Below are 25,246 nucleotides of genomic sequence, written 5' to 3'. Positions count from 1 at the left end.
AAGGTCCGGTGGAATCCTCCGTCCGCGACACCGCGACTTGCCGGACCTTCGATCGTGCCCGCCCCCCCATCGACTTGCGCCCGGTCGATCTCCCAAGGAATTACCAGGTCATAACATGCCCATCATAACAAAGCCAAGCTCGATCCCGCTTGCGACGCTCCTCGCGGGAATCGCCCTTGCGGGCTGCCAAGACAGCGGACCAGCCATTGCGCCGGTCTCCGGAACCGTAACGCATCATGGAAAGGCGGTCCCCAACCTGACCATCAACTTCATCCCCAACAACGGCCGGCCGAGTTGGGGGATGACCGATTCCAGCGGCTACTACTGGCTCCACTGGGACGAGGACCATGACGGCGCAGAGGTCGGCACCCACCAGGTGAGCGTCGCATTCGTCCCCGGCTCTCAGGGGGCCGAGAGCGGCCGAACCAAGACCCCGCCGGCCACTCCTGCGGAGCAGACCGCAATCAGCAGCAAATACGGGATCGAGAAGTCGCCGCTGATCCTCGAGGTCAAGCCCGGCAGCCAAACGATCGACCTGAAGCTCGACTGAGACTCCTGGGAGATTGCAGCGGTTTACCGTCGAGTGGCGCCGAGCCTGTCATGTGCTCATGCCGCCTGGGTCGGCTCTCGCACGGCTGACCACGGCGGCATGTCCTCGCAGGTGAACTTTCCCGCACGCGGGTTGGCGACGCAATCCTGAAGCGGTCGCGTGCGCAGCCGATTGGAGAAACGGCTACGCCATTGCGGCTGCGGAAGCTATTTCTTGAGGACCAGCGTGCCGCCGTAGATGACCTTGTCTCTGGTCGTTGAATTCCAGGAATAATTGAGCGTCGTGTTTTTCTTTCCGGAACTCCCCAATCGGCCCCAGTAGGCCGTCGGGTATTTGCCATTGGCGAGGGGGCCAGGAACGACGACGACGACATGCCCGTTCGGTTCGGCCTCCAAGCCCGCGACGACAAGGTAGCCGGCTTCCGCCCAACTTTGCGCCTCGGCCCCCGAAGCGATCGGCCACCAGTTCGCCACGATCGACTTGACGATGTCGTTCGCTTGACCTGAGAGGCCCACGCCGAGCTCCGCGGCAACGGCCTTAACGAAACCACTACAATTGCCTTTATGCTCCTCCCAGTGGAGTTCGCAGGCTTTAACGATGATCTCGGCGTCCACGCTGCACCCGGCCGGAATCGGTCGCTTCGCAAGTGCCATTTTCCTCTTCTCCTTATTATTGATTCTGAATCACCAATCGCAAGTCCAGAGCCCACGGAGCGAATCCGCTTTGTTAAGCCGGCTCGATCGTCCCTCGGTTCGCACGAATTTGAAGGCTACGGCTCTTCGGCTCTGTAGGCCCGAAACTGCTCGAGCGTCTTATCCAAGGTCACGCCCGCTTGTTGCTGGCTCCCACCGGGGAGCGAGGACCATCGCTTGTTCAGCTTCTTGAGGGCGTCTTCGACCTTCCCCTCGCGGATCAGGTCATACGCTTTCACCTGCTTGATGATCGCGATCGCCACCCGATCCTGTGAGTCCGCGCTAAAATCGGTCAGGCCGAGTTTTTTCTGATATTCCACCCAGGTTTCCTTGGTGATCATGTAGGCGCCTGACGCGGACGATTTCTTTCCCCACCGTTCGGTCTGGTCCATCGGGTGATCCTTCAAATCCTTGAGCTCACTCCCCCCGTACCTCCGCCGGTAGTCGCTCCCCAAGTTGCCGTGCGGATAGAACTCCGCCCAACGGATCACCTTGAGGAATGCCCGCACGTTTTTTTCTCCCTCGGCAAACGTAGCCATCTCTGCGACCCGGTCGGGCATCATCGGTCGGGGTTCCTTGTTGCGAGGCAAGAAAAGTCAAAAAAAAGGGGCGGACGGGGGCCGAAACAGGACGCCGTCCGCTCACGCCGCGACCCAGCGTAATCCTCATCTGCCGGGGAATAAAAGGCTCGAAAATCCCCGGGCTTCCGCACCCAATCAGGGGAGCCAGACAACCCGCGTCGGTTCGCCACCTGAAGCTTCCCAGAGCAAATTCATCTATTATTGCAAATTTACAATCATAATCATTTTGCAATACATTTTAGTCACGATCCAATCCTTCTCACCGAGACGAAATGAAACCAATTCGTGTCCTGTCGCGCGTGGCTCCGGCCTCCGCGACTCGGGTCTGACGACCTGTTTCAAGCCGACGCCCTGGTCACTCGACTCTCATTCGTAAAGCGAGCGACACCGACGCCAGCGTCGAGCGGAAATCGCGTTCTGATCCGCCGCGACCGTTCGTTGGGCTTGGAGATGTGACTCCGTGAGACAGCCGGCCCGCGGAACCTGGCAGCGAGCCTCAGCGGGCGAGGACGGCCGCGACGCCAGGTAAACGTCGACTCCCTCGATTTGTGACACTCCATCGTACCCAAGTCGCGGTATTATGGATCAATCTCGCTTGAGCTTTCAGAAACGAAGGAATCCCGCAATGCCAAAGTTGGGTCCAATGGGGAGACATGGGCCTGTCCTCGGTCGTTCGTTCATAAAAAAGTCGGTTCAATTCTCCAGGCAACGACCACCGAGGCTGTCCCCAAAAATGCACGAGTCGAGCTAAGTTCGTCTCTTCCCTCCGAACGCAACGACGGGCAAGGGATCCTCGCGAACTTCGGGAGGCCTTCAATATCAAGACCCCTCGCGACGAATAATGACTGCCGTGTCGATCTCACCGAACATGCCCCGTAGGCGGTCGGTTCGCCCTCACCAAGTGGCTTGTCGTGGTCGGTCGATGATTCCCTGGCCCGCAAACGAGGATCAACTCCGATGTCCCATGTTCCTGGCAACCATTCCATGAGTCCCGAGCGGTTCAACGAAGCCGCCGAGCCGCCGAAGGCGGGGCATGGCTGTTTCTTCTACGGCTGCATCACCGCAATCGTACTGGCCGTCCTGCTGATGGCGGGCATCGCGATCAGCGGCTATTTCGGATATCAGGCCTACCTCAAGATCGTGAAGCAATACACCTCCCCGACACCAACACCGTTGCCCAAAGTGGAGATGTCGAAGGAGAATCGCGAAGCCCTACGCGGGCGGATCGACGCGTTCAAGCATGCCTTGGAACAAGGCGAAGACACGGAGCCGCTCGTCCTCAGCGGAGACGAGTTGAACGTCATGCTCGCCGATAAACCCGACTTGGCAGACCGAGTCTACTTCGTCCTCGAGGGAGACAAGCTGAAGGGGCAAGTCAGCCTTCCGCTCGGCGAGCTCGCTCTCCCCGGCCTCAAGGGCCGCTACCTGAATGGCAAGGCTGAATTCGTCGCTTCGCTGCAAAACGGGCAACTCAACGTCAGGGCCGACTCCATCGAGGTCAATGGTCAGCCCCTCTCCCAGCAAATCATGACCGGCCTCGGGAACACGAACCTGGCCGAGGATGTCGCCAAAAAGCCCGAGAATGCAACGCTCCTGAACCGGCTGGAGAGCCTCCAGATCAAGGATGGGAAGCTCACGATCAAAGCCAAGCCGGCGAAGGAGCGGAGCCTCGAGACCAAGAAGCAGGAAGAACCGGGCGACGTGCCAACCACGAAGCCGGACGACATGCCAGCCACGAAGCCGGGCGACGTGCCACAGCCGCTCGATACGACGCGAGACAACAAGCCAATCGGCGAGAATCCTGTGGAGAAGCCATCGCCCGAACCCGTCGAGAAACTCGAGAAACCCGCGGCGAAGACCGTGAACCCATAGCCGACGAACGCCCGTGTAATCCCGGGGCGAGCCCCTCATCGAGAGAGGGGCTCGCAAGACAAATGGCTCGCGTGGTGACGCCCGGACGAGGACTCAAACCCCCATTATCATCAAACAATTTCCACACATAAAAACAACAAGTTGTGTCAATCAGAAATTTATACTCAGTGAGACCACGACTCGCTTCAAGGCCGAAACGCTGGCTATCCCTCCAGCGCCGACCGAATCGCGGCCATCGTGATTTCCCGGTCGCAGAGTTCACGAAACTCGCTCCGATCGAGCAATCGTTTGGTGCGACAGGTCATCGTCACGGGTCGAGCCAACGGGTAGATGGCGTCCGACCATTGGATCTCGAGTTCGACCATACGTCCCTGACCGTCGCGCACGGTCACGTCGGGGCGTTCGACGAAGCCGACCTTGAGGTTTCGTTGCTCGTAGCCGACCACGGCGAGAACGTGGAACTCCTCCCGCTCAATATCTTTGAAGAGCGGCACCATCATCCTGACGTCTTCGCGAAGGTCGGGATCGTCGCGGTGCGATGCGATCCAAGAGCGGGCCTTCGCCTTGGCGGCGGTGAGCCATCTGCGGTCGCCGGTCTCGGTTGCGGGCTCCGGGTCGATGCCGAGTTCGTCCTGCACGATGGCCGCGGCCCCGGCAAATAATTGCTCCATCAAATGGATCTCGTCGAGCAACGGAACACCGGTCTCTCCGCCCGGTGTCGCCCGGTTCCAGGAGAGCAGCGCGTTTTCTCCGAGCAGGGCCACCAACCGCTCACGCACAAAACGGTAGGACTCCGCGCGGCGGCGGTAGTGATCCGCCAGGGGTTCCAAGGTCAGGTGGGGTGAAATCACAAACGGGCATGCCCCGGCGGCGGCCATCTCCCACTGTTTGACGTGGCTTTCTCGGGCCGTCCCCAGAAGCGATCGGAACAACTGCTGAAGGTCAATTCGATAGTCTTCGGCAAGCTCGAGCCTGCTCGCCTCGGGAACATGGTCGGGAACGAGCAGAGGCTCGAGGGCGTTGAGAATGTAGTCGTACCAGCCGCTCTCCTCCGTGACCGCGAGGCTGAGACGACCGTCTGTCACGCGGGCGATGAGTTCGCCGATCAGATCAAAGTCAGGCGGCACCGGTTGGTCGCCTACAAGCAGTTTCACCAACTGCCCTTCACGTGACTTCGAGGCGGGAAAGAAGGCAGGGGCGGGTTGCGATTCGTCCGGGGATCGGGACCAGGAAAGGAGATCTGGCCTGACCAGCGGGTTCGTCAGTGCCAGGAGGGCGAGGTGGATCTCATAGGCAGCACGCACGGAGTCGTCCGCTTCCAAAGCATGCTTCAAGAGGCCGGCAACGTCGTTCGAAAGCGGCTCCTGGAGCGACTTGCTTTGTCGGTAAAGGCCGGCAAGCCGTTGGCTCCACGAGTACACGCCGAGCGGGACATCCACCTCCTCCATCCTCCGGAAGTCCCGGAGATATTGGTTCCTCCGGAGCCGCAAGGGGGTGGGCCAGGTGGTCGAATCGGCGGGATCGTTATCCCCCGCGAGCGAACGAACCGCCGAGAGGAGCCCGAGGGTCTCAGCCAACCGGGAGTCGTCGGGCGACCGATCCCACTCGCCCTGGAGTTGGTTTTGCAAGCCGGCGAGCAGGGCGGATCGCCCTCGGACCGTCATCGTTCCTTCGTCGAGCAGGAACTCCAAGGTCGCCACGATGCCGTCATCGACCGCTTTCGCTTTCTGGGCGAGCACGGCGGCGGAGACGAACGGAAGGTCGTCAGGGAGGTTGGCAATGCTTGGGTAGAGCGGAGCCTCGAATCGCTCCTCGACGTCAAGCCCGATGACTTCGACCTCGCTCTCACCCTCGCTCTCGCCCTTGCGACGTCGCCCCCCTCCCGCTCCGCTCCGGATTTCATGCCAAGATGCCCGCGACTCCATCTCCAGTCGCAAGACTTGCCGGCTGCGTTCGACGCCGACTTGCAGACCCTTCCAGCAGAAGAATCGGGTGGACATGTCTCACCTCGACAGAATGGTGGATTCCGAAGCTTCAGCTTCACCCCATCGTCTGGTCAGCGTCAGCCCCCTCCCCTCCCTTTCTCATCGAGAACGACGTCACTTCTTGGCTTCGCCCTCGCCCTCGTCCTTGAGACCTCGCGAGCTTTCGACCCGCTTGAGGTCGCGGCTCAGGTCGCGGCCAATATCGGTGGCGTTGAACTCCTTGGATTCCGTCAGCTTGAGCAGCCAGTCTCCGCAGATGTCATAGCGGACTTGCCCGTCACGGACCCGACAATCGAGGAGGTGTCCACCGATCTTGTGATCTTCGCTGAGAAAATGCCAGTGGTAGCCCGGGACGTTGAGCCCATCGACCCAGGTCGGGCTGCGAATACCCACGAGCGTCCCGCTCTGGTTCTCGTGGGTCCAAACCGACTGGCTCTTCGCCACCTCGGCCAACGGTTTGTAAGGAGGTTCCTGACGGTGAACGCTCCGTAGCGTGAGTGCGGCGAAACGGGCCTCGACCCGGACCGCCACGAAGTTGTTCTTCTGGGGGAGCGCCTTGTTCAGGTGGGCTTCCAACTCGGTGAGGCTGCCGACTGGCGGACACGGGAACGCGCCGTCCTGGTCGAACGAGGTCACGACCACGAACGGAGTCGAGCGGTCAGAGCCGACCTTGAGAACCTTGCCGTCGCCACGGACCTGATAGGCCGTTCCATCCAAGACGATCAACTCGCCGTCGAGATGGTCGAGTGTGCCGACGCCGAAGTTGCCGTAACGGAGCATCTCGGGGATCCCCATCTGGCCATCGTACTGGCCGAGCATGAGGGCGTTGATCACGGAAACTTGCGTGATCTGATCGGTGTCGAGCGTCGCAGTGGACGGAGTGGCAGAGGAGGTTGGAACCGCAGGGGCGGCCGGCGCGGCGGGACCGCAGCCCGACACCCAGAGAAGGGGGAGTGAGCCGAGAACCCAAAGGTGAAATTTCATTGGAAACGAATCTCTCGACGGCCAGAATGGTGCTTGATTGGGAGCGATTTTCGGAGGCCTGGACACAACAGCGTCTCCGAAGAAACCCGAATGCGGGCAGGACGCCCGCAATGCCAGGGGCGGCAAACTGAGAAGGCAGAAACACTATGGGGAGTGAGGCACGCGCAATTGACCGGCCTCGACAACCGACCGGAACTGGGCTTGGTCGAAGAGGGCCAGGAGGCGAATTCCGACACGAGCGGGGGCGACTTCAAAGAGCGCGGGGGAATCGGCAAGGCGCGCGAACAAGTCGGGGTCACCTGACTGGCGTGGTTGAAAGAGTCCCTGCCTCATCTGAAAGATGATGTAACAAGGAGCCGACCCGTACATCAGGGCCAATCGCTCGTTGAAGTCGGGAGCATCGAGATTGAGGACAGTCAGGTCGTTTCGCAGGCGTCCCCAACGCTGCTCCCAGTCGAAGGTATGGATGTTCGGCGGCGGAAAGATGAGGACTGTGGCCTTCGGTGGCAAATGAACGTTCATCCAGGCCAGGACATCGTCGGTCGCGGCATCCCAAAAATAAGTGGACTCCATCCCGGCGGCCTTCGCCCCCTTCGGCCCGCCAATGAACGCATTGTAGTACGACAGCTCATAGGGGTGGATCAACAAAGTCGACCAGACCGAGGTCGCGATGCAAACAAACAATCCGGCCTGGATGAGGTGGCGACGGATCCCGACCGCGGATCGAAGCAGAATCCAAGCGCCGTAAGCGGCCAGGATCGGGAAGAAGAAGAACGCGGGGACGAGTTGCCTGAGACCGTCGTGTGCCGGCATGAAATGGAGGATCCGCATCCCCATCATCGTCAGGAAGTTGATCGCCGCCCAGGCGGCGACCGTCGAATCGGGCAAGACGTGCGGGGGGCGACTCGCGTCCGGAGCGTCCGAACGCGTACGGCCCCTCCGGATGGTTTCCCATCCGGCCGCGACGAGCCCAAACCCAGCCAGGACGAGCAGGCCGATGGGGACCATCACCGCGGTGAGCACCAGCGTGTTGTGCCAGGGGAGAAACGTCCTGACCGAGTCATAAACCTGACCCAGGTAATAGACGGGGACTTTCTGAGGGTAGGCCAAGAACGCGCGAACCCAACGCGTCATGCCGAACAAGGGCCCCGGCCACCACGCCGGATTGACCGCGATCATGGTCGCCGGCAAGACGGGCACCGCCCAGACGATCGGCCGCCACCATCCTTTGGGTCGAAAGAGAATCACCCAGAAGAGCATCGCGGGAAGCACGAGAACCCCGGTGGCCTTGCACATGATCGCCAGACCAGCAAAAAGACCGGACAGCCAGGGCAAGCGACCGGTCTCGCAGGACCGCAAGAAAGTCACGGCGGCCAGAAACCAGAAAGCGCCGAGGTCTACGTCGGCGGTAATTTGCTGGGAGTCGGCGAAGAGCCGCGGATTGAAGATCAAGGTACCAAGCGCCACGAGAGCCGGTGCCAGACCCCAGCGGCCCCGCACCAACCGAAAGAGGACTCCGGCCGCGATCCCCGTCACGATCACGGTCGAGAGCCGATAGGCCCGGAGCGGCCCCAGAAGCCATTCGAATGCCAGGCCGGTCCCCAAACTCAGCAGCGGAGGAACCGGCGGATGCTGATCGGGGACTTCGCGACAGACGCGCCAGCTTCGTTCCAGCCCCGGAGCGCTGAACGCCTGGGCGCGTTGAGCGGGTGAGCCCGCCACCTGGGCAAACCAGCGTCGCATATCATGCTGACGTTCGAAGAAGTAGGGCTCGTCCCAGGTCATCCCCAACTCGCCGCGCGCGAGCCAGAGCAGAAGCATGAACCCGATGAAACCGAGCGCCACCGCGAGAACCTCGCGCCAAGCTCGAGTCCCGGGGCCCTGGTTGAGTTCACCCCGATCGGTTGGTTGCGATTCTCTGACGTCGGTCAACATCGTGGCCGAAACTTCCGATGCGTGTCGAGACAATCGAGCCCCTCTGCGTCGTGGGGTCACATCCCCTAGACGACCCGTCGAGCGGTTGGATCCGCGCAAACGAGCCAGGTCGAAGGGTGAGGTTTCTCCCCACTTCCCACGACTCTAACCCCGAGAGGGAACCCTTTTCCAGCCCCGAGCGACTTCGAGGTCCTCCCTACGAGGCGCTCACTCCTGGGATTCGGAGTCGGACTGAGCCCGGACAACCACCAGGTCACGGTTCGGATTTCCATGGCTGGCCACTTTGTGCCATGAGTGCCAGGCGCGATCGAGTTCGCGAACGTCGGTCAGTCCGTAATGGGTGCGGGTCGCCAGGTCCCATCCCGAAGTCAGGCCATCCTTGACGAACTTGAGAAACCGGGGGCGGCCCCCCATCTCGATCAGGAACCGCGAGATCGAATAGCCCTGGCCGTAGAAGCCCATGAGGTCGGAGGGGTATTCTTCCATCCGGAAGAGGCGTGCCAGGGGAAAATCGCCGCGACGATTGAGCAGGTCGATCGCGATCTGGTCGTGCCGCTGCCGCTCGCGAAGGTCTTCGCTCAAGAGCGAGGCCCCCTCGTCGGCCCAGCGCGGCATCGGCCCGCCGAAGTAGGCGGCGAAGATCGTGTGGGTCACCTCATGAGGCAACGCCGAGGCAAGGATGCGATCGAGCCGCCCTTCGACCGCCATGTCCTGGTCGGACACTTTCCCCCGACTGAAGCCGAAGGAGGTCACTCCCCCAGCCTCCCCCCCGGTGAGTTTGACCTTGATCGGGCAAGGGGTGGCCCAGGCAGGCAGATCGTGGCCGAGCCATTGCCGCGCGATGGTCGAGCGGCAGATTTCCGCGTGCTCGGCGACCTTTTTGGCAACATCCAGTGTGGGTGCCTCGACCACGAAGTTCGCCGTGCGATGATGCGAAGCCCCGGTGAGAACGGGTATCACGGCCAACGCAATTCCAGCCAGCCCCCATCGCCTCAGCGCGTCGCGAACGCAGCGAGCATCCATGCTCAAAGACCCTCTCTGCAAGTCGTTTCAGAGGTCCGCCCTCCGGGCGAACTTCGGGATCCGCTCTCGACTTCCCAACGCCCAAGACGCCATCGTCGGCAGGCATGGAGGCGAACTTTAGCAAATCGGGGACAATCCGTCGCCCCCGATTCTTCGGCGAAATCGGAAAGGTCAAACTAGCGGATTGATCGCGACCTCGGGAAGGACGCCGATCCGCTCCATCACCTCGATCACCCGGTTCGCCGTCGTTTCATCGGTCGACCGCAGGGGAGCCGGGAGCATCCGGTTAAGCAGGCCACGATGGCGGCACATCACTTCGAGACAGGCGAGCATCGGACCGAACGCCGTCGCCTGGGCGAGCCGACAGAACTGGGCCTGGAGCCGGAACGCTCGCGCGGCATCGTCGCCCCGAGCGGCGTCCCAGATCGCGACCGCCAATTCGGGAAGCGCATTGGAGAGGCTGGTCACAAAGCCGTCAGATCCGAGCTCGGTCGAGAACGCGAGCTGGTCGGTGCCGTGAAGATAGCTGAACCCCTGCTGCCTGCGCTCGGCGGCCGTCCAGTCGAGGGTACGTGTCAGGCCAGGACAGACGTCCTTGGAGCCCACAATTCTCGGGTGTTCGGCCAGGGTCCGAAGCTGGGCGAAATTGAGCTGGTTGCAGACCCAAGGGGCATTGTAGATGACGAGCGGTCGTGAGAGCCGGTCGGCGAGCCCGCGGAAGTAGTCAACCACCTCGGTGCCGCTCATCGGCTGATACCAAGGCGGCAGGGCCGCGTAATAGTCGTAGGCGAGGTCGTCGAACATCCGGGCGCGTTCCAGGGTGCGCTCGGTGCCCTGGTCGGAGACGTTCAAGACCATGGGAACCCGGCCGGCCGCGGTTTCGATGGCCGACTCGGCGACGATCCGCTGGCGAGAGTCCGGGATCATGTCGAAGCGGGCCGTCGTGCCGAGGATCCAGAGACCATGGACCCCCGCCTCGATCTGAAACTCGATGAGGCGAACGAGCGAGTCGAGGTCGATCGACTCATCGTCCTTGAGCGGGGTCGGCAAGGGGGGAACGATGCCGTGCAGATGCGGAAGATCCATCGAGTGCTGGCTCCAAAATGGGCAGCGGGAACGGGAGCGGCTCTTCCTTGGCGATCTCGTCCTCTGCCCATGGGGTGAATGACGGCTGACGAACGAAGTCCGGGGGGTTAAGCACCGCCGAAACGAAACCGAACGCAGGGCGCCGGTAACTGAAGCGAAAAGGGCGGCGATCGTTCCTGTTTGAGTGCCTTCACAGTATGACGGAGCGGAAACCGGACGCCAACTCGCACGCGAGTTTTTCTCCGGCTTCGGAGCCGTTCTGGGCGGGGCGCACCCCACTACACGGACTGACCTTAATAATCGGCGAGGTTAGGTTGATGAAACGCTTGGTCCCGACCGATTCCTATCCCTGGAGACTGAAGTCAGGCCGGCTGAGTCCGGAAACCAAGGATGGATTCCGGCCGAAACTTCACTCGCCCAGGGGCCGTAGCGCGCCCTCAAGCAGTGGTGAGCGAGCCCGGCCTGGGCCGATCCGAATCACGGAGGAGGAAATCCGAATGGCGACCGCACGACTTCGCGTGTTCCCCTACACCGATGACGAGACCCACGACGAGCCGCACGCCCCCTCGATGCCCGTTCGGCTGGCCGACCTCTATCCTCTGCTCGCTCAAGCCTATCGTGACAACTACGTCTGGCTCCGCGACTTCGAGGATGACCAGATCCTCGTGAACCGCGACCTCTACGAGGTCGTTCGCGCCTTCTCGAACTGCCGCCCGTCCGCCTGAACCGAGTGCCATCGCCAACGCGGCGTTTCGAGGTCAGATTCGCCGTCTCCAGCCATTCCCACGAGATTGATCTTGTGGACGGCGTGGCGAGGTTCTAAGTTACACGGGTTCGCTATCGCCGCGCTCCATCGCGTGGCGAAGCACCCTCTCGGGCCGGCATTGATGAACAAGCCGAATAGCCAGGACGCGTTCACAATTGAACGCCACGGTGATCTCACTCTGATCTCGGCCACCCCGGCACTCGAGTCACTCGAGTTCGGGCTCGAGGAACAGGCGGCGGGGATGATCATCGAGCAATTTCGCCATCAGGAGAACCCCCTCGTGGTGTTCGACCTGAGTCTGGTCGATTATTTCGGCTCGATGTTCTTGGCCATGCTCCTCCGATGCTGGAAGCTGGTCCAAGCCCGCGGGGGCATGATGGCTTTGGCCGGGGTCTCGACGCGGGCCAAGGAGCTACTCAGGCTCACCTCGCTCGATATGGTGTGGCCGATCTACGCCAGCCGACAGGAGGCGATGGAGGCGCTCCTGGCCGACTGATTCACCGAATTGAATCGGCCTCGCCTCTCATTCTCGCGTTCCCAGGCGTAAAATCTCCGTTGCCCCCACTTCACTCCCTCTCAAAGTCTCGCCGCGACCCGTTGACAGGTATGATAAGTCGTCCGATGATGAAAGAATCAGGTGGTCGAGGGCGCGGCCGCCGCCGGCTCGCTAAGGGCGATGTTCGCCGGAGCGATCATGGGTATCTATGACCGCGAATATTATCGAGGCGAAACGCACGGATCGGGCTGGCTCACCGGGCTAGCGCCGGCGACCAAGGCGATCATCGTCATCAACGTCGTCGTCTTCTTCCTCGAGCCGATGCTCCAGCAGCGCAACCTCTGGACTTATTTCATCGCCAGCAGCGATGGGATCTTCCGCCATGGGTACGTCTGGCAACTGCTGACGGCCACGTTCCTGCACGAGGGGGTCTACCACCTCCTCTGGAACATGGTTTTCCTCTGGATCGTCGGCCGCGAGATGGAGTCGTTCTACGGAACACGCGACTTTGTGGCGCTCTATTTATGCGCCGCGGTCCTCAGTACCCTCGGCTGGGCGGCGATGGATACCTTCCTCGGGCACCACGGCGCCAGCATGCTGGGGGCCTCAGGGGCGATCATGGCGGTGGTGGTGGTCTACGCGATGTATTATCCCCATCGCGAGATCCTCTTGTTCTTCGTGCTGCCGGTCCAGATGTGGCTGCTCGTGGTGATCTACCTCGCCCACGACGCCTACCAACTGCTGGCCCAGCCCTCGAGCGGGATCGCGGTGGCCTCGCACCTCTCAGGGGCGGCGTTCGGCTATCTCTTCAAACACTTCGACCTGCGCTGGTCGCGGTTTTCCTGGCGACGGGTCACTCGTCCTCGGCTTCGTCTGATCACTCCCGAACCGCGTGAGAAGCCAACGACTCGGTCTACAGGGCCCACCTGGTCACCGAATCCCGCAGCCACGCTGAAACCGTCGACCACGGCCGTGCTCCCCGAAGAGCAGCTCGACGCCAGGCTCGACGAGGTGCTCGCCAAGATCGCACGCGAGGGACGGGGCGGACTGACCGAGGAAGAGAACCGGGTCCTGCAAGAAGCCAGCCGACGGGCACGGAATCGACGGAGCGACCGGATCTAATGTCAGTGAATGCACCTTCCCTGCTCATTCGCGCGGGGGTTCCCGCCGATCGCGACACGATCGTCGATTTCAACCAGCGACTCGCGGGCGAGACCGAGGGGAAAGCGCTCGACCTTACCGTGCTAAGCGCGGGAATCCGCTCCGCCCTCGCCGACCCGGAGCGGCTCCGCTACTGGGTCGCGCAACCGAGCGCGGCGGCACCGCTCGTCGGCCAGGCGGCGATCACGCGCGAGTGGAGCGACTGGCGAAACGGCTGGATCTGGTGGTTCCAGAGCGTCTACGTCATCCCCGAGGCCCGTGGCCAGGGGGTCTTCCGCGCCTTGTACCAACAGATCCGTGCCGAGGCGTTGGCCTTACCCGATGTAATCGGCCTGCGACTTTACGTCGAACAGGAAAACCATCGGGCAAAGCAAACGTATCTCGCCATGGGCATGGAGGCGAGCGGCTATCACGTGTTCGAAGAGATCTGGACCGACCGCTTCGCCGCGTCATCCTTAACGCCCGGTTGATTGACCTCGGTCCATCGGCCGTCGACACAGGTCCGGATCAGCTTGAAGGCTGGCTCCACGCCACGGGCATCATGCTCGAAAACGACGAGGTTCGCGGCCTGTCCCGCGGTCAGTGTCGGCAATGGCCGCCCCAAGAGCCGGGCGGGCTGGGTCGTGGCGGTTGCGATCGCCTCGGCCAGGGAAAGGCCCGCAGTCTCCATCAACTGGTTGAGGCCGACCTCGATCCCCTGGTTCGACCCGGCGAGGTACGGGGTGCCGGCGACGACAATTTTCCCGGACGGGTCAACGGCCCATTCTCCGTACCGCCCCGGCGGGAGTGCGGCCAACGGGCTGGCGTCGCTGACCAGAATCACGCGCCCCGCCGTTTTGGCACGGACCAAAACCCGAAGTGTGGCCGGGTCGAGGTGGTGACCGTCCGCGATCAACGAGGCGTCGAGCGAGTCGATCGCCGCCTGCTCCCAGATCGGGTTGGGGTGACGGGCCAGCGGTGACGCGATCCCGTTGCCCAGGTGCGTGCTCAATCGGGCGCCTGCCGCGGCCGCCGCGCGGAGCGTCGGCCCGTCGGCCGCGGTATGCCCGAGCGCGATGACGACCCCCGAGGCCACCGCCTTCCGAATGAACTCGAGGGCTCCCGGCCGCTCGGGGGCCAGAGTCATCAGAACGATCCGCCCCCCGGACGCCTCCTGAAGTTCTTGAAACAGATCCCAGTCGGGGTCGCGGACCGCCGAAAGCGGGTGAGCGCCACGGTATCCGTCGAGTTCCGAGATGAACGGACCTTCCAGGTGAATTCCGACGACGCCGGAGGCCACCCTCGGGTCGGACTCGCAGGCCGCCGCAATCGTTTGCACGCCATGCCGAAAATTCTCGGCCGACGCGGTAATGAAGGTCGGGCAGATCCGTGCCGCCCCCCATTCCGCCTGCGCCAGAACGATCTCGACAACTTGGTCCACAGTCAGCGCCGGGTCGGAGAACGAGATCCCCCAGCGGCCGTTGGTCTGAATGTCCCAGAACGCGGGGGCGACCCATGGGTCCGAGCCGCTGACGGGCTCGGGTCCCTCGGCGGGATCGACCGATTCGATCGTCCCGCCCCGGATCGTCAGTCGCGTCCAGCGGCCCGTCTCAAAGTGCCGCGTCGTGATCGCGCTCACCACCTCGGTCTCCGATTTCATCCGCGGGATTCCTGGTCGCCTCGGCCCGCTTCGCGACGCGCCAGAGCCGCCGCGACGAAATCGCGGAATAACGGATGCGCCTTGGTGGGCTTCGACTTGAACTCAGGATGGAACTGAACGGCCAGGAACCAAGGATGATTGGCCCACTCGATGATCTCGACGAGCGACCCGTCGGGGCTCATTCCGGTCATGACCAGCCCCTTCTCCTTCAGCGCCTCGCGATAGTCGTTGTTGAATTCGTAGCGATGCCGGTGTCGTTCTTGGACGACGTCGAGACCGTACGCCTTCCGGGCGAGGCTGTCCTCACCCAAGGTGCAGGGCCATGCGCCCAACCGCATCGTGCCGCCGCGCTGGCGGACGTACGACTGATCGTCCATCAGGGAGATCACCGGGTGCTGGGTGGCCTTGTCGAACTCGGTGCTGTTGGCATCTTCCAGGCCAAGCACGTTGCGGGCGAGCTCAACCACCGCGCATTGCATCCCCAGGCAGATTCCAAAGAAGGGAATACCCTTGGTTCGCGCGTAGCGAATCGCCTCGATCTTGCCCTCGACCCCGCGCATCCCGAATCCGCCCGGCACGAGGATACCGTCGACACCCGCCAGGACCGCGTCGGCCCCGCCTCCGCTGACGTCCTCGGCCTCGACCCGGAGCACGATCACCCGGCTTCGGTTGGCGATCCCCGCGTGGTCGAGTGACTCGTACACCGACTTATAAGCATCGCGATGCTTCATGTACTTGCCCACGACCGCGATCCGGACCTCATGGTCGGGTTGCAGCACGCGGTCGACCAGCTCACGCCAGTCGCTGATATCGAGCGGGTTCGCCTTCAGGCCGAGCCGCTTGACCAGGATCTCGTCGAGGCCGTTGTTGACCAGGCTCAGCGGGACTTCATAGATCGTGTATTCCTTGTCGCGCTCCTCGATCACGGCCTTGCGATCGATGTTGCAGAAGAGGGCGATCTTGTCCTTGTCCTCAGAGCTGATCGAGTGCTCGGTCCGGCAAATCAGGACGTCGGGCTGAATGCCGATCTGCCGCAAGGCGCCGACCGAATGCTGGGTTGGCTTGGTCTTCAGCTCCGCGGCCGCCTTGAGGTAAGGGACCAAGGTCAAGTGAATATAGAGGCAGTTCTCACGACCGACGTCGAGCGCGAACTGGCGGATCGCCTCCAGAAACGGCAGGCTTTCGATGTCGCCAACCGTGCCGCCGATCTCGGTGATGACCAGGTCGACGTCGTCGCCGGCCAGGCGAAGAATCGCCGCCTTGATCTCGTCCGTCACGTGGGGAATGACCTGAACGGTCTTTCCCTCGTAATGCTTCCCTTCACGCTCTTTCTGAATCACCGACTGGTAGATTTTCCCGGTCGTGTAGTTGCAGTCCCGAGTCAAAGGCGCATTGGTGAACCGCTCGTAGTGCCCAAGATCGAGGTCGGTCTCCGAGCCATCATCAAGGACGTAAACCTCGCCGTGCTGGTACGGACTCATCGTGCCCGGATCGACGTTGAGGTACGGGTCGAACTTCTGAAGCCGAACCCGCAAGCCGCGGTGCTCGAGCAACATGCCAATCGACGCCGACGTCAACCCCTTTCCGAGCGAACTGACGACCCCCCCTGTCACAAAAATATGCTTCGACATCGTGAGTCCCAACCGCCTTCTGTTCATCCGTACGCCATGCGCTCCGATCGATTCAGTATAACATGGAGGGGAAGGATCGACCGAATCCCAGGTTCCATAAGTTCATTCGGAAGCAAGCACTCGAGGCGGGCTCGGTTGGCCTCATGGGACCCAAACTCGATCCGGAAGCGAGCCCGACAAAAGTCGGATTCGCCTCGGGCGGCCCCTGAATCCCACGCGATTTCCACTTGTGACACAACCGGCTCCGCTTGCTCCTGTCACGCGAAAGGGCTTAGAATGGGGCGAAGGTCACGCGGATCCGTTTGCCTTTTTCCTTTTGAGCTTTGTGGGAGCCGGTGCCGATGCCCCCGATCCGTTTGAACCGTCGGCGCTTTCTCGGTTGCTCGGCCGCCGCGGGCCTCGCCCTGTCCCAGGGCCGGGTCTCCGAAGGGGGCGTTGAGTCCGCGCCGGTCCGCCTGGGGTTGATCGGGCTCGGGACGCGCGGGACCACGCTGCTCCGGACCTTGCTGGAGCTGCCCGCCACCCAGGTCGTGGCCGTTTGCGACCAGGAGCCGAGACACAGGCTCCGCGGCCTCGGGATTGTCGAGAAAGCCAAAGGGGTCCGGCCCGAAGGATACGAACGGGCGGCCCAGTTGCTCGAGCGCACCGACATCGACGCGGTCGCCGTTGCCCTCCCCTGCGACCTCCACGCCGCGATCAACCTGGAAGTGATGAAGGCCGGCAAGCATCTCTACGCCGAAAAGCCACTCGCACTCACGCTCGCCGAGTGTGACTCGCTGCTTGCCGAATCCACAAAGTCGCCGGATCTGGTCGTCCACGTCGGCTACCAGCGCCGCTCAAACCCACGCTATCGCGCGGGCGTGGATTTGATCCACCAAGGCGAGATCGGCAACCCGCTCACCGGCCATTCGGTCTGGCTCAGCAGTAACGGCCCGATGAACGGTCATGATGACTGGCTCGCGAGTCGCGCTCGATCTGGCGACTGGATGGTCGAACAGGCCGTCCATGTCTGGGATGTCTTCAACTGGCTCGCGTCCGGCCCTCCGGTCCGCGCCTCGGGCCGAGGCCGCCGCGACCTGTTTCGCGCGGACCAGCCACGGCGCGACGTCACGGACCACTACGCGGCCGAGTTGGAGTGGGCCGACGGCTTCCACGTCTCCTTCATGCACACCTGGGTTGCTCCCCCGGATGATCGCTTCACCGGCGTGACGCTCCAAGTCATGGGCGACGCCGGCGGAATCGACTTCAGCTCCGGCGCCGTGACTTTCCGCGACCGGAGCCGCCCGCGCCAGACGATTCACCCGGGCAACCAACCCGATACCAGGCTCGCCCTTCAGGCGTTCCTCGATGCGGTGCAAGCCGAGAGCCCCTCGGCCCCTCCCCTCTCGCTGGCCGAGGCCCGAGACGCCACGTTGACGGGCCTGCTCGTCCGTCAGGCCGTGGATGAGCGGCGGAGCGTCACGATGGCAGAGATCCGGGGCGAGCTTGGCTCCGCGCAGGCGATCGTCTAAGAGACTGTCCCATAAGGGGAACAAACGAGCACTGAGCGACGTAGAAGTGGTATGCGAACCCACCATTACCCCAGCGACGTCACCGACGAGCAGTGGGCCTTGATCGAGCCGCATCTCCCGCCTGCGCCTCTCGGCGGACGGCCTCGTAAGACCGACCTGCGGGACGTCGTCGATGCCCATCTTCTCCATCCTCCGCACCGGTTGCCAGTGGCGATACCTCCCTGTGGACTTCCCGCCCAAGACCACCGTCTGGCGGGATTTCAATGAGTGGCGGCACGAGGGAACTTTCGACAAAATCCACGACCTACTTCGTCGTAAAGTCCTCACGGGAGAGAAGCCTTACCACCCCCGCACCTCGGCGAGTGTCGACAGCCAGTCGTCGACACCACCTCCGGTGGCGAGGAGCGGGGCCGCGACAACGCCAAGAACGTTCGATGGTCGGAAACGCCACATTGTGGTGGACAGCCTGGGTTCGCTGCTGGCCGTTCTGGTGACGGCCGCCGATGTCGACGACGCCAAGGGGGCGACCGAACTGTTCACTCGGCTGGACGGCCAACCGATGAGCAAAGTCGTACGGATGTACGCCGACTCGAAGTATCATAACTTCGATCTCTACGCTTGGGTCCAGGAGCACGAGCAATGGGAACTGACCATCGTGCGACGCCCCAAGGACGCCAAGGGCTGGGTGCTCCTGCCGATTCGCTGGACGGTCGAGCGGACGTTCGCGTGGCTGGGCCGATGTCGACGCTTGAGCAAGGACCGGGAAAAGAGCGTCCTGTCGTCGGAGTCGTTTGTCAAATTGGCCATGATCCAATTGATGCTCAATCGACTCAAGCCCTCGAAAGCGGACGCCGAGTTCCACTACCGAAAATCGGCCTAACCCTGCTTATGGGACAGTCTCTAACGCGATCGCTTCGTAGCGAGACTCGAATCCCTCTCGGGGGTGGGGACAGCCCACCATCCCGATCTTCTTGCCAAAAAAAGCGGTCACGCGACGCCCAAAAATCGCGGAATTTAACCACGAATGACGTGAATCATTAAAAACTCAAACCATGATTCAAGCCTCCATGATTTGTTTTCATTCGTGTGATTCGTGGTTAAATTCTTAAATGGTGGGCCGTGCCCACTCCCCGATGCCGCCAAGGCCGATCATGCCGAACTCGTGGCCCCAAAGTCACAACGAAAGCGTTCGGTGGCTTCGGGGCGAGTTGCCCGGCGAATGACAACGAAGCGGAAACCGCTCGAACGATGAGCCTGGGATCGAACCAATTTGGCTTGACCCACGTTCGTTGGATGAGGATGATCCGGATTGCTCCCGATGAGGGCCGGTCTTGAGAGTGAGCGCGCCCGCGATTGGCCGCGCCGGTCCGCGAAAAAACGGACCCAACCCTCGGTGTTCAAGGAGGATTCCGATGACGTTTGATGAGTGCCATTCGACGCTCCCGGTGATTCGCCAGAAGCAAGGGACTCGTAACCCGCTGGTACGAGTCGACTACGCTGGCCAGGTCATCCGCGGCCGAGTGGCCCGCGCGGACAGCGACCCCGAGCATGGGTCCGAACACGAGCAGTCCTCCCCCTATGGGGTGATCGTGCTCGAGAACCTCGGCTTGTGTCAGGCTCCGGAAACGATCCTGCAGATCGCCAATATTCCCGCAGGCGCCCTCAAGGAACTGAACGCCCCCTGATCGCGTCACGATTCCGAGTCGGAGGCGGGCTCCCGAGTCACCGAAGTTCGGTCATCCCGGAGTTCCCGCCTCGCCTCCTCTGGAATTCAGACTTCGCCCAGGTTGGGGGGCAACATCGGTAAGTCGTAGACGACGACGCTCCGGGGCTCCCCTTCTCCCTCGCTCTGGCAGAGGAGTTCGGTTCCCGCCTCGGCATGAGCCGCCCTGACGAAGCCAAGGGCGATCGGCCGGCCCCATCCCGGCGAGAACACCTTCGAGGTGACTTTCCCGATCGGCTTGCCCTCGCGCGTCAGCACGGCATTCTCCGCCGTAACGCCCTCGGGAGTCAGGAACTTGAGGCCTTTCAACAGCTTGTTGACGTGCCCCAGCGCATCGATCCGGGCCACGGTCTCCTGCCCGAGATAGCACCCTTTGACGAAGCTGATGGCGCGGTTGTCGCGGCCAATCTCCTGGGGCAAATTCTCCTCGGTGACCTCGCGCCCGAACACCGGCGTGCCCGCCTCGATGCGCAAAAGGTCGAACATCGCGGGATCGATCTCGACCAACCCCAGCCCCGCTCCCAACGCACGAATCTGGGCGGCGACCCGCGGTGCGTCGGCCAGACTCCCGACTAGCGTCAGGCCGGGCTGACCGGTCGGCGCCTCGCGGATCACCTGGACGGCGCACCCATCAATCGCAGTGGAACCGTGATTCAAGTCGCCCTCGGGAGGCAACTCGGCTCCGGCCGAGCGGAGCAAGTCGGCGGCGGTCGACCCGGTCAGGTGGTATTCGAAGGTCTGGGCGCTCAGGTCGTCGATCGAAACTTCGTCAAACACCCCATATTTCCGAAGATGGGGCAGCAGCAGGCCGGCTCCCCCCGGATCGGTCCGGAGCAGGATCCGATCCTCGGACGCCACCAGCGTGATGTAGCCAAGGGTCTTTCCTTGCAGGCTCGTCACGAACGCCTCGTGCCCACGGCCCACGGCCAGGCGCTTCACGTCGTTAGTCGTCAGGTTATGCAAAAACTTGGCGCGGTCAGTCCCGCCGACCTCGACGCGCACGCGATCGCTACGGTCGATGAATCCAGGCTGGGTCTTGAGCGCACGGTAGAGGTCATTCGGTTCGACCATCGGTCCTCGAATCCCCTCGCTGTTGGTCGGAATCATGCTTCGGTCGAATCGTTCAATTCGTCGAGGACTTCCGTGGAGGTCAACTCCGCCTGGCTCAGGAACAGGCAAGAACGGCTGGCGGAAACCAGTCGGCGAGCCTCCTCAGCCCGTTCCAGTGGAACCATCGCGAGGTCCTCGACGTCGTCAGGCTTCAATCCGCTGAGCAAGTAGACGTCGGCCCAGGCGAGAGCGCTGGCCAGGGAGCGCGCGGCCGAGTAATCGAGATCGGCCTCGTGGCCTCGCAGTGCCTTCAGCGCCACCCGCGGATTGTCGACGCCCACCAGCTTCTGGAACGCAGGCCCGAGTCCCCCCGCGGCCCGGGAGAGGATCACGATTTTTCCACCGCGCTCCACCAACCGCGCGGCGGTGCTCAAGCCGTCGGCGAGTTCCTCCAAGGTCGTCGGAATCCCGGGCCGGCCGATCCCCGCCACAACGAGTTCCGCCCGCGTCTCGACGCGGAACTTCCAGAACCGATCAATGGCCTCGGCGCCTTGCTCACGGACGGCCGAGTCCAGCCCCGCGACCACCTCGGCCGGGCCGACGATACCGGGCACGATGCCGAGATGGAACTGGCTGCCGAGCAGCCAGCTCGCTTCCGTGACTTCGGTGAGCGCCTTCGAGGGGGCATCGCGATTGAGTTGGGCCTCGCTCGCCCACCCTCGGAACGCCTGCAAGGTCTCGAGATCGCTCAAGCAAGGATAGAGCGTGCGCCAAGGGCCGCGATAGCCCAGAACGTCGTCGGGACCGAGCCGGCCGATCGGTAAAACAAAGTCCGCGTCGGTGACCAGCTTGTTCAGATAGACGCGACGGCCGCTCTGCGTGCTCGCCAAATACGCCAGTTCTGACCGGTCCGCCGGGTCGTGGACGACCAGTGACACTTGCTCCGGCAACTCGAGCGGGGCGATCCCGGGAGCCGGCCCGAGGGTGGAAAGGACGGTCATCGAGGCGGGGTCGACCCCGGCATTCCGGAGCGTTTCGCAGACCCCCCTGAGAACGGCGGAGGCGTGGGGCTCGAGGGCATCGAGCGCAATCACGACATGATCGCCTGGGACAACGGCCTGGCGCAGCGGCGGATATTGCCGCGGTTGCTCCAGCGCATCAATGACGAGACGCTCGACGTCCTGAAGCCCGACACCGGCCGGCCCATGCCATTCGCCGACCAGCCGGTCCTCGGGAACGTCCAACTCCAGCCGCTCATCCTGAAAAGTGACACCGACCTGCATAACCCTCCCCAACACAAATGACGGGCCCGAATCCCCCGCGCCCCAACCGTTTCAGTCTTCCAACTCATGATAGGGTCTCTGTTTCGGGGCGACAAGTTGACCGAACGATTCGAGTGGCTCCGGGCGAGTGGTTGACCCCAGCCAAGGATTGGCCGATAATCAGGATAATTGTCACTTCAGATACAGAAAAAGGCGATGGCTTTCCGTCCCGCCGATCAGCCCCTTGCGACTCGAATTCCCAGGTCACGGCGAAGGGTGAGGACCGTTGAACCTCCTCGAACGTACGCGGCGGCTGCTGCGAGGATTAACGCCGGCCTCGCCTGCCAAGGTCCAGTACTACAGCGTCGCCTGTCCCGAAGGACATCGGCTCCGCGGCGAACGGACCGAAGGATACCAGGCGCTCCGCTGCCCCACCTGCGGCGAGGGGATATTCGTCCTCCCGCGGAGCCCCTTGCCCGAACCGGTCGCGGCCGAATCCGCACGCGAGGCTCAAGCGGCACGCTCCGCGGTCGATCCTGAACGCGAAGACGAACCGGTCCGCCTCTCCGACCCGATCCAGGCGCCGCGGCCGCCCGAGGCGACGGACGTCGACGGAGAGATCGAGTGGGTGGATTCCGATTCCACCCCGACCGAAGAAGGATCAGAATCCGGCAAGGACTCCGATTTTTTTGACAGTTTGTCCGTGTCTGAGCAGGAAGCCCAGCGTCAGGCCGGCGCCGAGCGGCGGACCACGGGATCGCAAAAGACACCGGGAAGCCTCAAAGACCGACACCCCGCGGGGGCACCCCGCACTCCTCAACAGAATCGCGAAGGCCCGCGCATCGCGGTGGCTCCGCGCCAATCGGTGGGCGATTGGGCGCGTCGACGGCGCAACCCGTTGCTTTTTTTGGCTGTGGCCCTGATTGTCACGGCGACCGTGGGGTTCCGCGTCTGGCGCTCGAAGTTCCAGGACCTGCCCCGGGTCGTCGAGATCGCTCGTGAACAAGGGCTCGCCGCGCTCGACGCCGGCGACTTCGACACGGCTCATCAACTCCTGTCCGAAGGCAAGCGCGCCGTCGACGCGCTCGGGGGGGCGGTCGAGGGAGCGGCGGAAGTGCGCCACGGGGCCGAGGAAGCGGCCATCTTCACGACGCTCGCGCCGGAACCCTTGGAACAGATCCTCGTCGAAGCCTCGGCCGACGCTAACGCGACGGAATGGTCGTCGCGGTTTTCGACGTTCTACAAAGGGCGGTCCTTCTTCCTGGATTCCACCGTGCGGGCCGTCCCCGACGCGACCGGCACCGGCTCGTACGACCTCGACTATCGGATCGTTCCGAACGGCGAAGGCAGCTACCCGAATCTCCGCGTCGGGCGGATTGACTTGACCGGGTTTCAACTCTTCGAACTGACCCACCCCAAAGTAGGCGACCGCGTTCAGTTCGGCGCCCGCCTGGCGTCGCTCACCCGTGTCAATAAGGAATGGCTGGTGGGCCTCGAGCCGGAGAGCGGCGTGTTCCTGACCCATCCCCGGGCGCTCGAAGCGATCGGCCGACCCGCCCCCGAGGAGGCCTCGGGAGAGGCATTGCCATGACCAGGCGCCTGGTTCTCGTGGCCCTGTTGCTCGGCCTGGCCCCATTCACAACGCGCGCCCGGGCCGCGGCGACCACGGTCGACCCCGCGGAACTGACCAAGCGTCCCGAGTTGATCGGACGTGAAGTCAGTGTCGACGACCGAGTGGCGCTCTTCCTGTTCCATCAGGGACGCGACTTCGATGAAATCACCCTGAAACGGACCCCGGTCCTGTTTCGCCTCCCTCCGCGGCTCCGTTACCGCCAGTCTCCAGGGGTCCCCGCGGTCCGCCTGACCGGAATTCTCAAACGGGAGGGCGACCAATGGGTCTGCGACGTCACCACGATCGAACTCTTTCCCAAAGACCTAGTGCGGTTGAACCGAGGCGTATCGATCCTCCCGCCCGGTGAATTCGAGAAACGAGCCGCCTGGGCGGCCTGGGCCGATCGACGAGCCAGAGAGTTTCAGGACGATGCCCTGTTGCAACGGGCGCGGGAGATCGAGCTCGAGGCGATCCGGTTCGAGGCCGAGAGCCGGACGACCGATCCGGCCAAGCTCTGGCTCAAGCTCGCTGAACGCGCCCGCGCTCACGGCCTTCCCGAGCCGGAGCCCTCGGCGCTGGCCCATCGCAGCTTCCGCGCCCGACTGGAGAGCGCGAAGGAGCCCGAGGCGTTGGCCCGCCTGCTCGCCGACCTGACGGCCTTCTTCGCCGATTCAGCTGCGCCCGTGACCACCGAGGCAACCGAACTGGCCACCTGGGAAGGCCCTTACGCGAAAGATCCCGCCGACGCGTACCGAACGGCTCCCGTAACGGTCCGCAAAGCACTCGACCACCGCCTCTGGGCCGATGCCACGCAACGCCTGCTGGAACGAACCGCGGAGTTAGCGCCCCAAGAGTCGCTGACACTGGCCGAACGGGCCACCCGCCAACTCCCGGACCGGCCGAAAGTGGCCGAACGACTGTACGAGCAAGGCTTGAAAACCAAAACGGGCCAGCTGGCAACCCTGCGGCTGAGCGAGGTAAAATCCCTTGCCAAGCTCTACAGTGAACAACTGCACCAGGCCGATCGGGCCCGCGACCTATTGCGTGGTTGGCTCGACGAACAACGCAACCACCAGATGAGCCCGACCGATGCCGAAGGTCGACTCGGTCTGGCCACACTGTACGAAAACCTGATCGAGGATCAAGCGACCGCGATCGAGCTACTCCAGAGCGCCTGGAAGATCGACCCCCAATCCAAGGAGGTGGCCGACGCCTTCCGACGACGAGGATTCCGCAAGGTCAACGACGAGTGGGTCGAGTCGACAAAGTCGAATTCAAGCACCGGGGTCACCGCCACCGCCAAACTCGAGACCGTTCCCGCCCCCCAAAATCGAAAGCTGACGAACCTGACCCCGACCCAGGTCCGGTCGCTCCTGGGGGGGAAACCGAATCGGGTCATCTTCTCGGGCACGCAAAGCCAGCTCATGGAGCAATGGATCTACTTCGGGACCAAGCAGGACCAATATATTAATTTCTTGAGAACGCCGGGGTCCGACGCTCCTCGCGTCGTGGCCTACTACTCACTCCCCCGCGCCGCCAACTCCTCCCACCCCTGAACCCACCATTACCCCTAACCTTCCCAATCCCAACAAGTCGATCATCCCTTCAGGCCAGGCGGAACGACACGGCCATTCGGCGAGCATTTTCGGAGCCGGAATTGAAGGAGATTGTCCAAATTGCCTCGGAG

Annotated in this window: 23 protein-coding genes; 12 read left to right on the top strand and 11 right to left on the bottom strand. The window is 63.0% G+C overall.

The window, feature by feature from the left end:
- The first annotated feature begins 115 nt into the window (after positions 1-115).
- Positions 116-550, top strand: coding sequence for a hypothetical protein (locus BUS42_RS04820; protein WP_074305718.1), 435 nt, complete (start codon positions 116-118; stop codon positions 548-550).
- Positions 551-756: 206 nt separating this feature from the next.
- Here BUS42_RS04820 and BUS42_RS04815 read toward each other — a convergent pair whose 3' ends face one another.
- The gene (locus BUS42_RS04815; RefSeq protein WP_083670061.1) at positions 757-1,203 is read right to left on the bottom strand and encodes a hypothetical protein; all 447 of its coding nucleotides are present in this window, start codon (positions 1,201-1,203) and stop codon (positions 757-759) included.
- Positions 1,204-1,319: 116 nt separating this feature from the next.
- Positions 1,320-1,805: a glycoside hydrolase family 24 protein gene (locus BUS42_RS04810; RefSeq protein WP_074305716.1), complete on the bottom strand. Its 486-nt coding sequence runs from the start codon at positions 1,803-1,805 to the stop codon at positions 1,320-1,322.
- Positions 1,806-2,780: 975 nt separating this feature from the next.
- Between BUS42_RS04810 and BUS42_RS04805 the strand changes: the two genes are divergently transcribed.
- Positions 2,781-3,695, top strand: a complete 915-nt coding sequence (locus tag BUS42_RS04805) for a hypothetical protein (RefSeq protein ID WP_216821005.1) — start codon at positions 2,781-2,783, stop codon at positions 3,693-3,695.
- A 203-nt stretch (positions 3,696-3,898) separates the two neighbouring features.
- Here BUS42_RS04805 and BUS42_RS04800 read toward each other — a convergent pair whose 3' ends face one another.
- The 5 genes from BUS42_RS04800 to BUS42_RS04780 all read right to left on the bottom strand — a co-directional run bounded on the left by BUS42_RS04800 (position 3,899) and on the right by BUS42_RS04780 (position 10,708).
- Positions 3,899-5,695 carry a hypothetical protein gene (locus BUS42_RS04800; RefSeq protein ID WP_074305714.1) on the bottom strand — a complete coding sequence of 599 codons (1,797 nt, stop codon included), beginning with the start codon at positions 5,693-5,695 and terminating at the stop codon, positions 3,899-3,901.
- A 99-nt stretch (positions 5,696-5,794) separates the two neighbouring features.
- Entirely contained in the window at positions 5,795-6,664 is an 870-nt protein-coding gene (budA, locus tag BUS42_RS04795; RefSeq protein ID WP_074305712.1) for an acetolactate decarboxylase, read from the bottom strand.
- Between the two features lie 144 nt (positions 6,665-6,808).
- Complete coding sequence (locus BUS42_RS04790) at positions 6,809-8,509, bottom strand: glycosyltransferase family 39 protein (protein WP_254053309.1); 1,701 nt, start codon at positions 8,507-8,509, stop codon at positions 6,809-6,811.
- A gap of 297 nt (positions 8,510-8,806) precedes the next feature.
- Entirely contained in the window at positions 8,807-9,622 is an 816-nt protein-coding gene (locus BUS42_RS04785; RefSeq protein WP_074305708.1) for a hypothetical protein, read from the bottom strand.
- 171 nt (positions 9,623-9,793) lie between these two features.
- Entirely contained in the window at positions 9,794-10,708 is a 915-nt protein-coding gene (locus tag BUS42_RS04780) for a dihydrodipicolinate synthase family protein (protein ID WP_074305706.1), read from the bottom strand.
- A gap of 497 nt (positions 10,709-11,205) precedes the next feature.
- Between BUS42_RS04780 and BUS42_RS04775 the strand changes: the two genes are divergently transcribed.
- From BUS42_RS04775 to BUS42_RS04760, 4 genes are all read left to right on the top strand, one after another.
- Positions 11,206-11,433, top strand: coding sequence for a hypothetical protein (locus BUS42_RS04775; protein WP_015248354.1), 228 nt, complete (start codon positions 11,206-11,208; stop codon positions 11,431-11,433).
- A gap of 162 nt (positions 11,434-11,595) precedes the next feature.
- Positions 11,596-11,970: an STAS domain-containing protein gene (locus BUS42_RS04770; RefSeq protein ID WP_254053308.1), complete on the top strand. Its 375-nt coding sequence runs from the start codon at positions 11,596-11,598 to the stop codon at positions 11,968-11,970.
- 198 nt (positions 11,971-12,168) lie between these two features.
- Complete coding sequence (locus tag BUS42_RS04765; protein ID WP_074310697.1) at positions 12,169-13,092, top strand: rhomboid family intramembrane serine protease; 924 nt, start codon at positions 12,169-12,171, stop codon at positions 13,090-13,092.
- Positions 13,092-13,601 (top strand): GNAT family N-acetyltransferase, encoded by a 510-nt coding sequence (locus tag BUS42_RS04760; RefSeq protein WP_074305701.1) that lies wholly within the window; start codon positions 13,092-13,094, stop codon positions 13,599-13,601. The genes BUS42_RS04765 and BUS42_RS04760 overlap by 1 nt, the downstream gene beginning before the upstream one ends.
- Here BUS42_RS04760 and BUS42_RS04755 read toward each other — a convergent pair.
- Both BUS42_RS04755 and BUS42_RS04750 read right to left on the bottom strand, forming a co-directional pair.
- Entirely contained in the window at positions 13,541-14,770 is a 1,230-nt protein-coding gene (locus tag BUS42_RS04755) for an N-acetylglucosamine-6-phosphate deacetylase (RefSeq protein WP_074305699.1), read from the bottom strand. The genes BUS42_RS04760 and BUS42_RS04755 overlap by 61 nt on opposite strands.
- The gene (locus BUS42_RS04750; RefSeq protein WP_074310695.1) at positions 14,767-16,401 is read right to left on the bottom strand and encodes a CTP synthase; all 1,635 of its coding nucleotides are present in this window, start codon (positions 16,399-16,401) and stop codon (positions 14,767-14,769) included. Before BUS42_RS04750 ends, BUS42_RS04755 begins: the two co-directional genes overlap by 4 nt.
- A gap of 341 nt (positions 16,402-16,742) precedes the next feature.
- Between BUS42_RS04750 and BUS42_RS04745 the strand changes: the two genes are divergently transcribed.
- From BUS42_RS04745 to BUS42_RS04735, 4 genes are all read left to right on the top strand, one after another.
- The gene (locus BUS42_RS04745; protein WP_074305697.1) at positions 16,743-17,912 is read left to right on the top strand and encodes a Gfo/Idh/MocA family protein; all 1,170 of its coding nucleotides are present in this window, start codon (positions 16,743-16,745) and stop codon (positions 17,910-17,912) included.
- A 51-nt stretch (positions 17,913-17,963) separates the two neighbouring features.
- Positions 17,964-18,179, top strand: coding sequence for a transposase (locus BUS42_RS46295; RefSeq protein ID WP_410001673.1), 216 nt, complete (start codon positions 17,964-17,966; stop codon positions 18,177-18,179).
- Positions 18,085-18,792 carry an IS5 family transposase gene (locus BUS42_RS04740; RefSeq protein ID WP_216821004.1) on the top strand — a complete coding sequence of 236 codons (708 nt, stop codon included), beginning with the start codon at positions 18,085-18,087 and terminating at the stop codon, positions 18,790-18,792. Before BUS42_RS46295 ends, BUS42_RS04740 begins: the two co-directional genes overlap by 95 nt.
- Positions 18,793-19,324: 532 nt before the next feature.
- On the top strand, positions 19,325-19,597 hold the full coding sequence (locus tag BUS42_RS04735) for a hypothetical protein (RefSeq protein WP_074305695.1): 273 nt from the start codon (positions 19,325-19,327) through the stop codon (positions 19,595-19,597).
- 86 nt (positions 19,598-19,683) lie between these two features.
- Here BUS42_RS04735 and BUS42_RS04730 read toward each other — a convergent pair whose 3' ends face one another.
- Together BUS42_RS04730 and BUS42_RS04725 are read right to left on the bottom strand one after the other, a co-directional pair.
- Positions 19,684-20,706 (bottom strand): CAF17-like 4Fe-4S cluster assembly/insertion protein YgfZ, encoded by a 1,023-nt coding sequence (locus BUS42_RS04730; protein WP_254053307.1) that lies wholly within the window; start codon positions 20,704-20,706, stop codon positions 19,684-19,686.
- A gap of 32 nt (positions 20,707-20,738) precedes the next feature.
- A complete protein-coding gene (locus BUS42_RS04725) occupies positions 20,739-21,968 on the bottom strand; it encodes a lactate racemase domain-containing protein (protein ID WP_074305691.1) in 1,230 nt (409 codons plus the stop codon).
- Between the two features lie 265 nt (positions 21,969-22,233).
- Here BUS42_RS04725 and BUS42_RS04720 point away from each other — a divergent pair, with 265 nt between their 5' ends.
- Both BUS42_RS04720 and BUS42_RS04715 read left to right on the top strand, forming a co-directional pair.
- Positions 22,234-23,538 carry a TFIIB-type zinc ribbon-containing protein gene (locus BUS42_RS04720; RefSeq protein ID WP_074305689.1) on the top strand — a complete coding sequence of 435 codons (1,305 nt, stop codon included), beginning with the start codon at positions 22,234-22,236 and terminating at the stop codon, positions 23,536-23,538.
- The gene (locus BUS42_RS04715; RefSeq protein ID WP_074305687.1) at positions 23,535-25,115 is read left to right on the top strand and encodes a tetratricopeptide repeat protein; all 1,581 of its coding nucleotides are present in this window, start codon (positions 23,535-23,537) and stop codon (positions 25,113-25,115) included. Before BUS42_RS04720 ends, BUS42_RS04715 begins: the two co-directional genes overlap by 4 nt.
- Positions 25,116-25,246: the final 131 nt, after the last annotated feature.

Origin of the sequence: Singulisphaera sp. GP187 (genome assembly GCF_900129635.1) — a bacterium.
GTDB lineage: Bacteria > Planctomycetota > Planctomycetia > Isosphaerales > Isosphaeraceae > Singulisphaera.
Note: the sequence above shows the minus strand (reverse complement) of the source record. Positions and strands in the feature narration are given on the sequence as shown.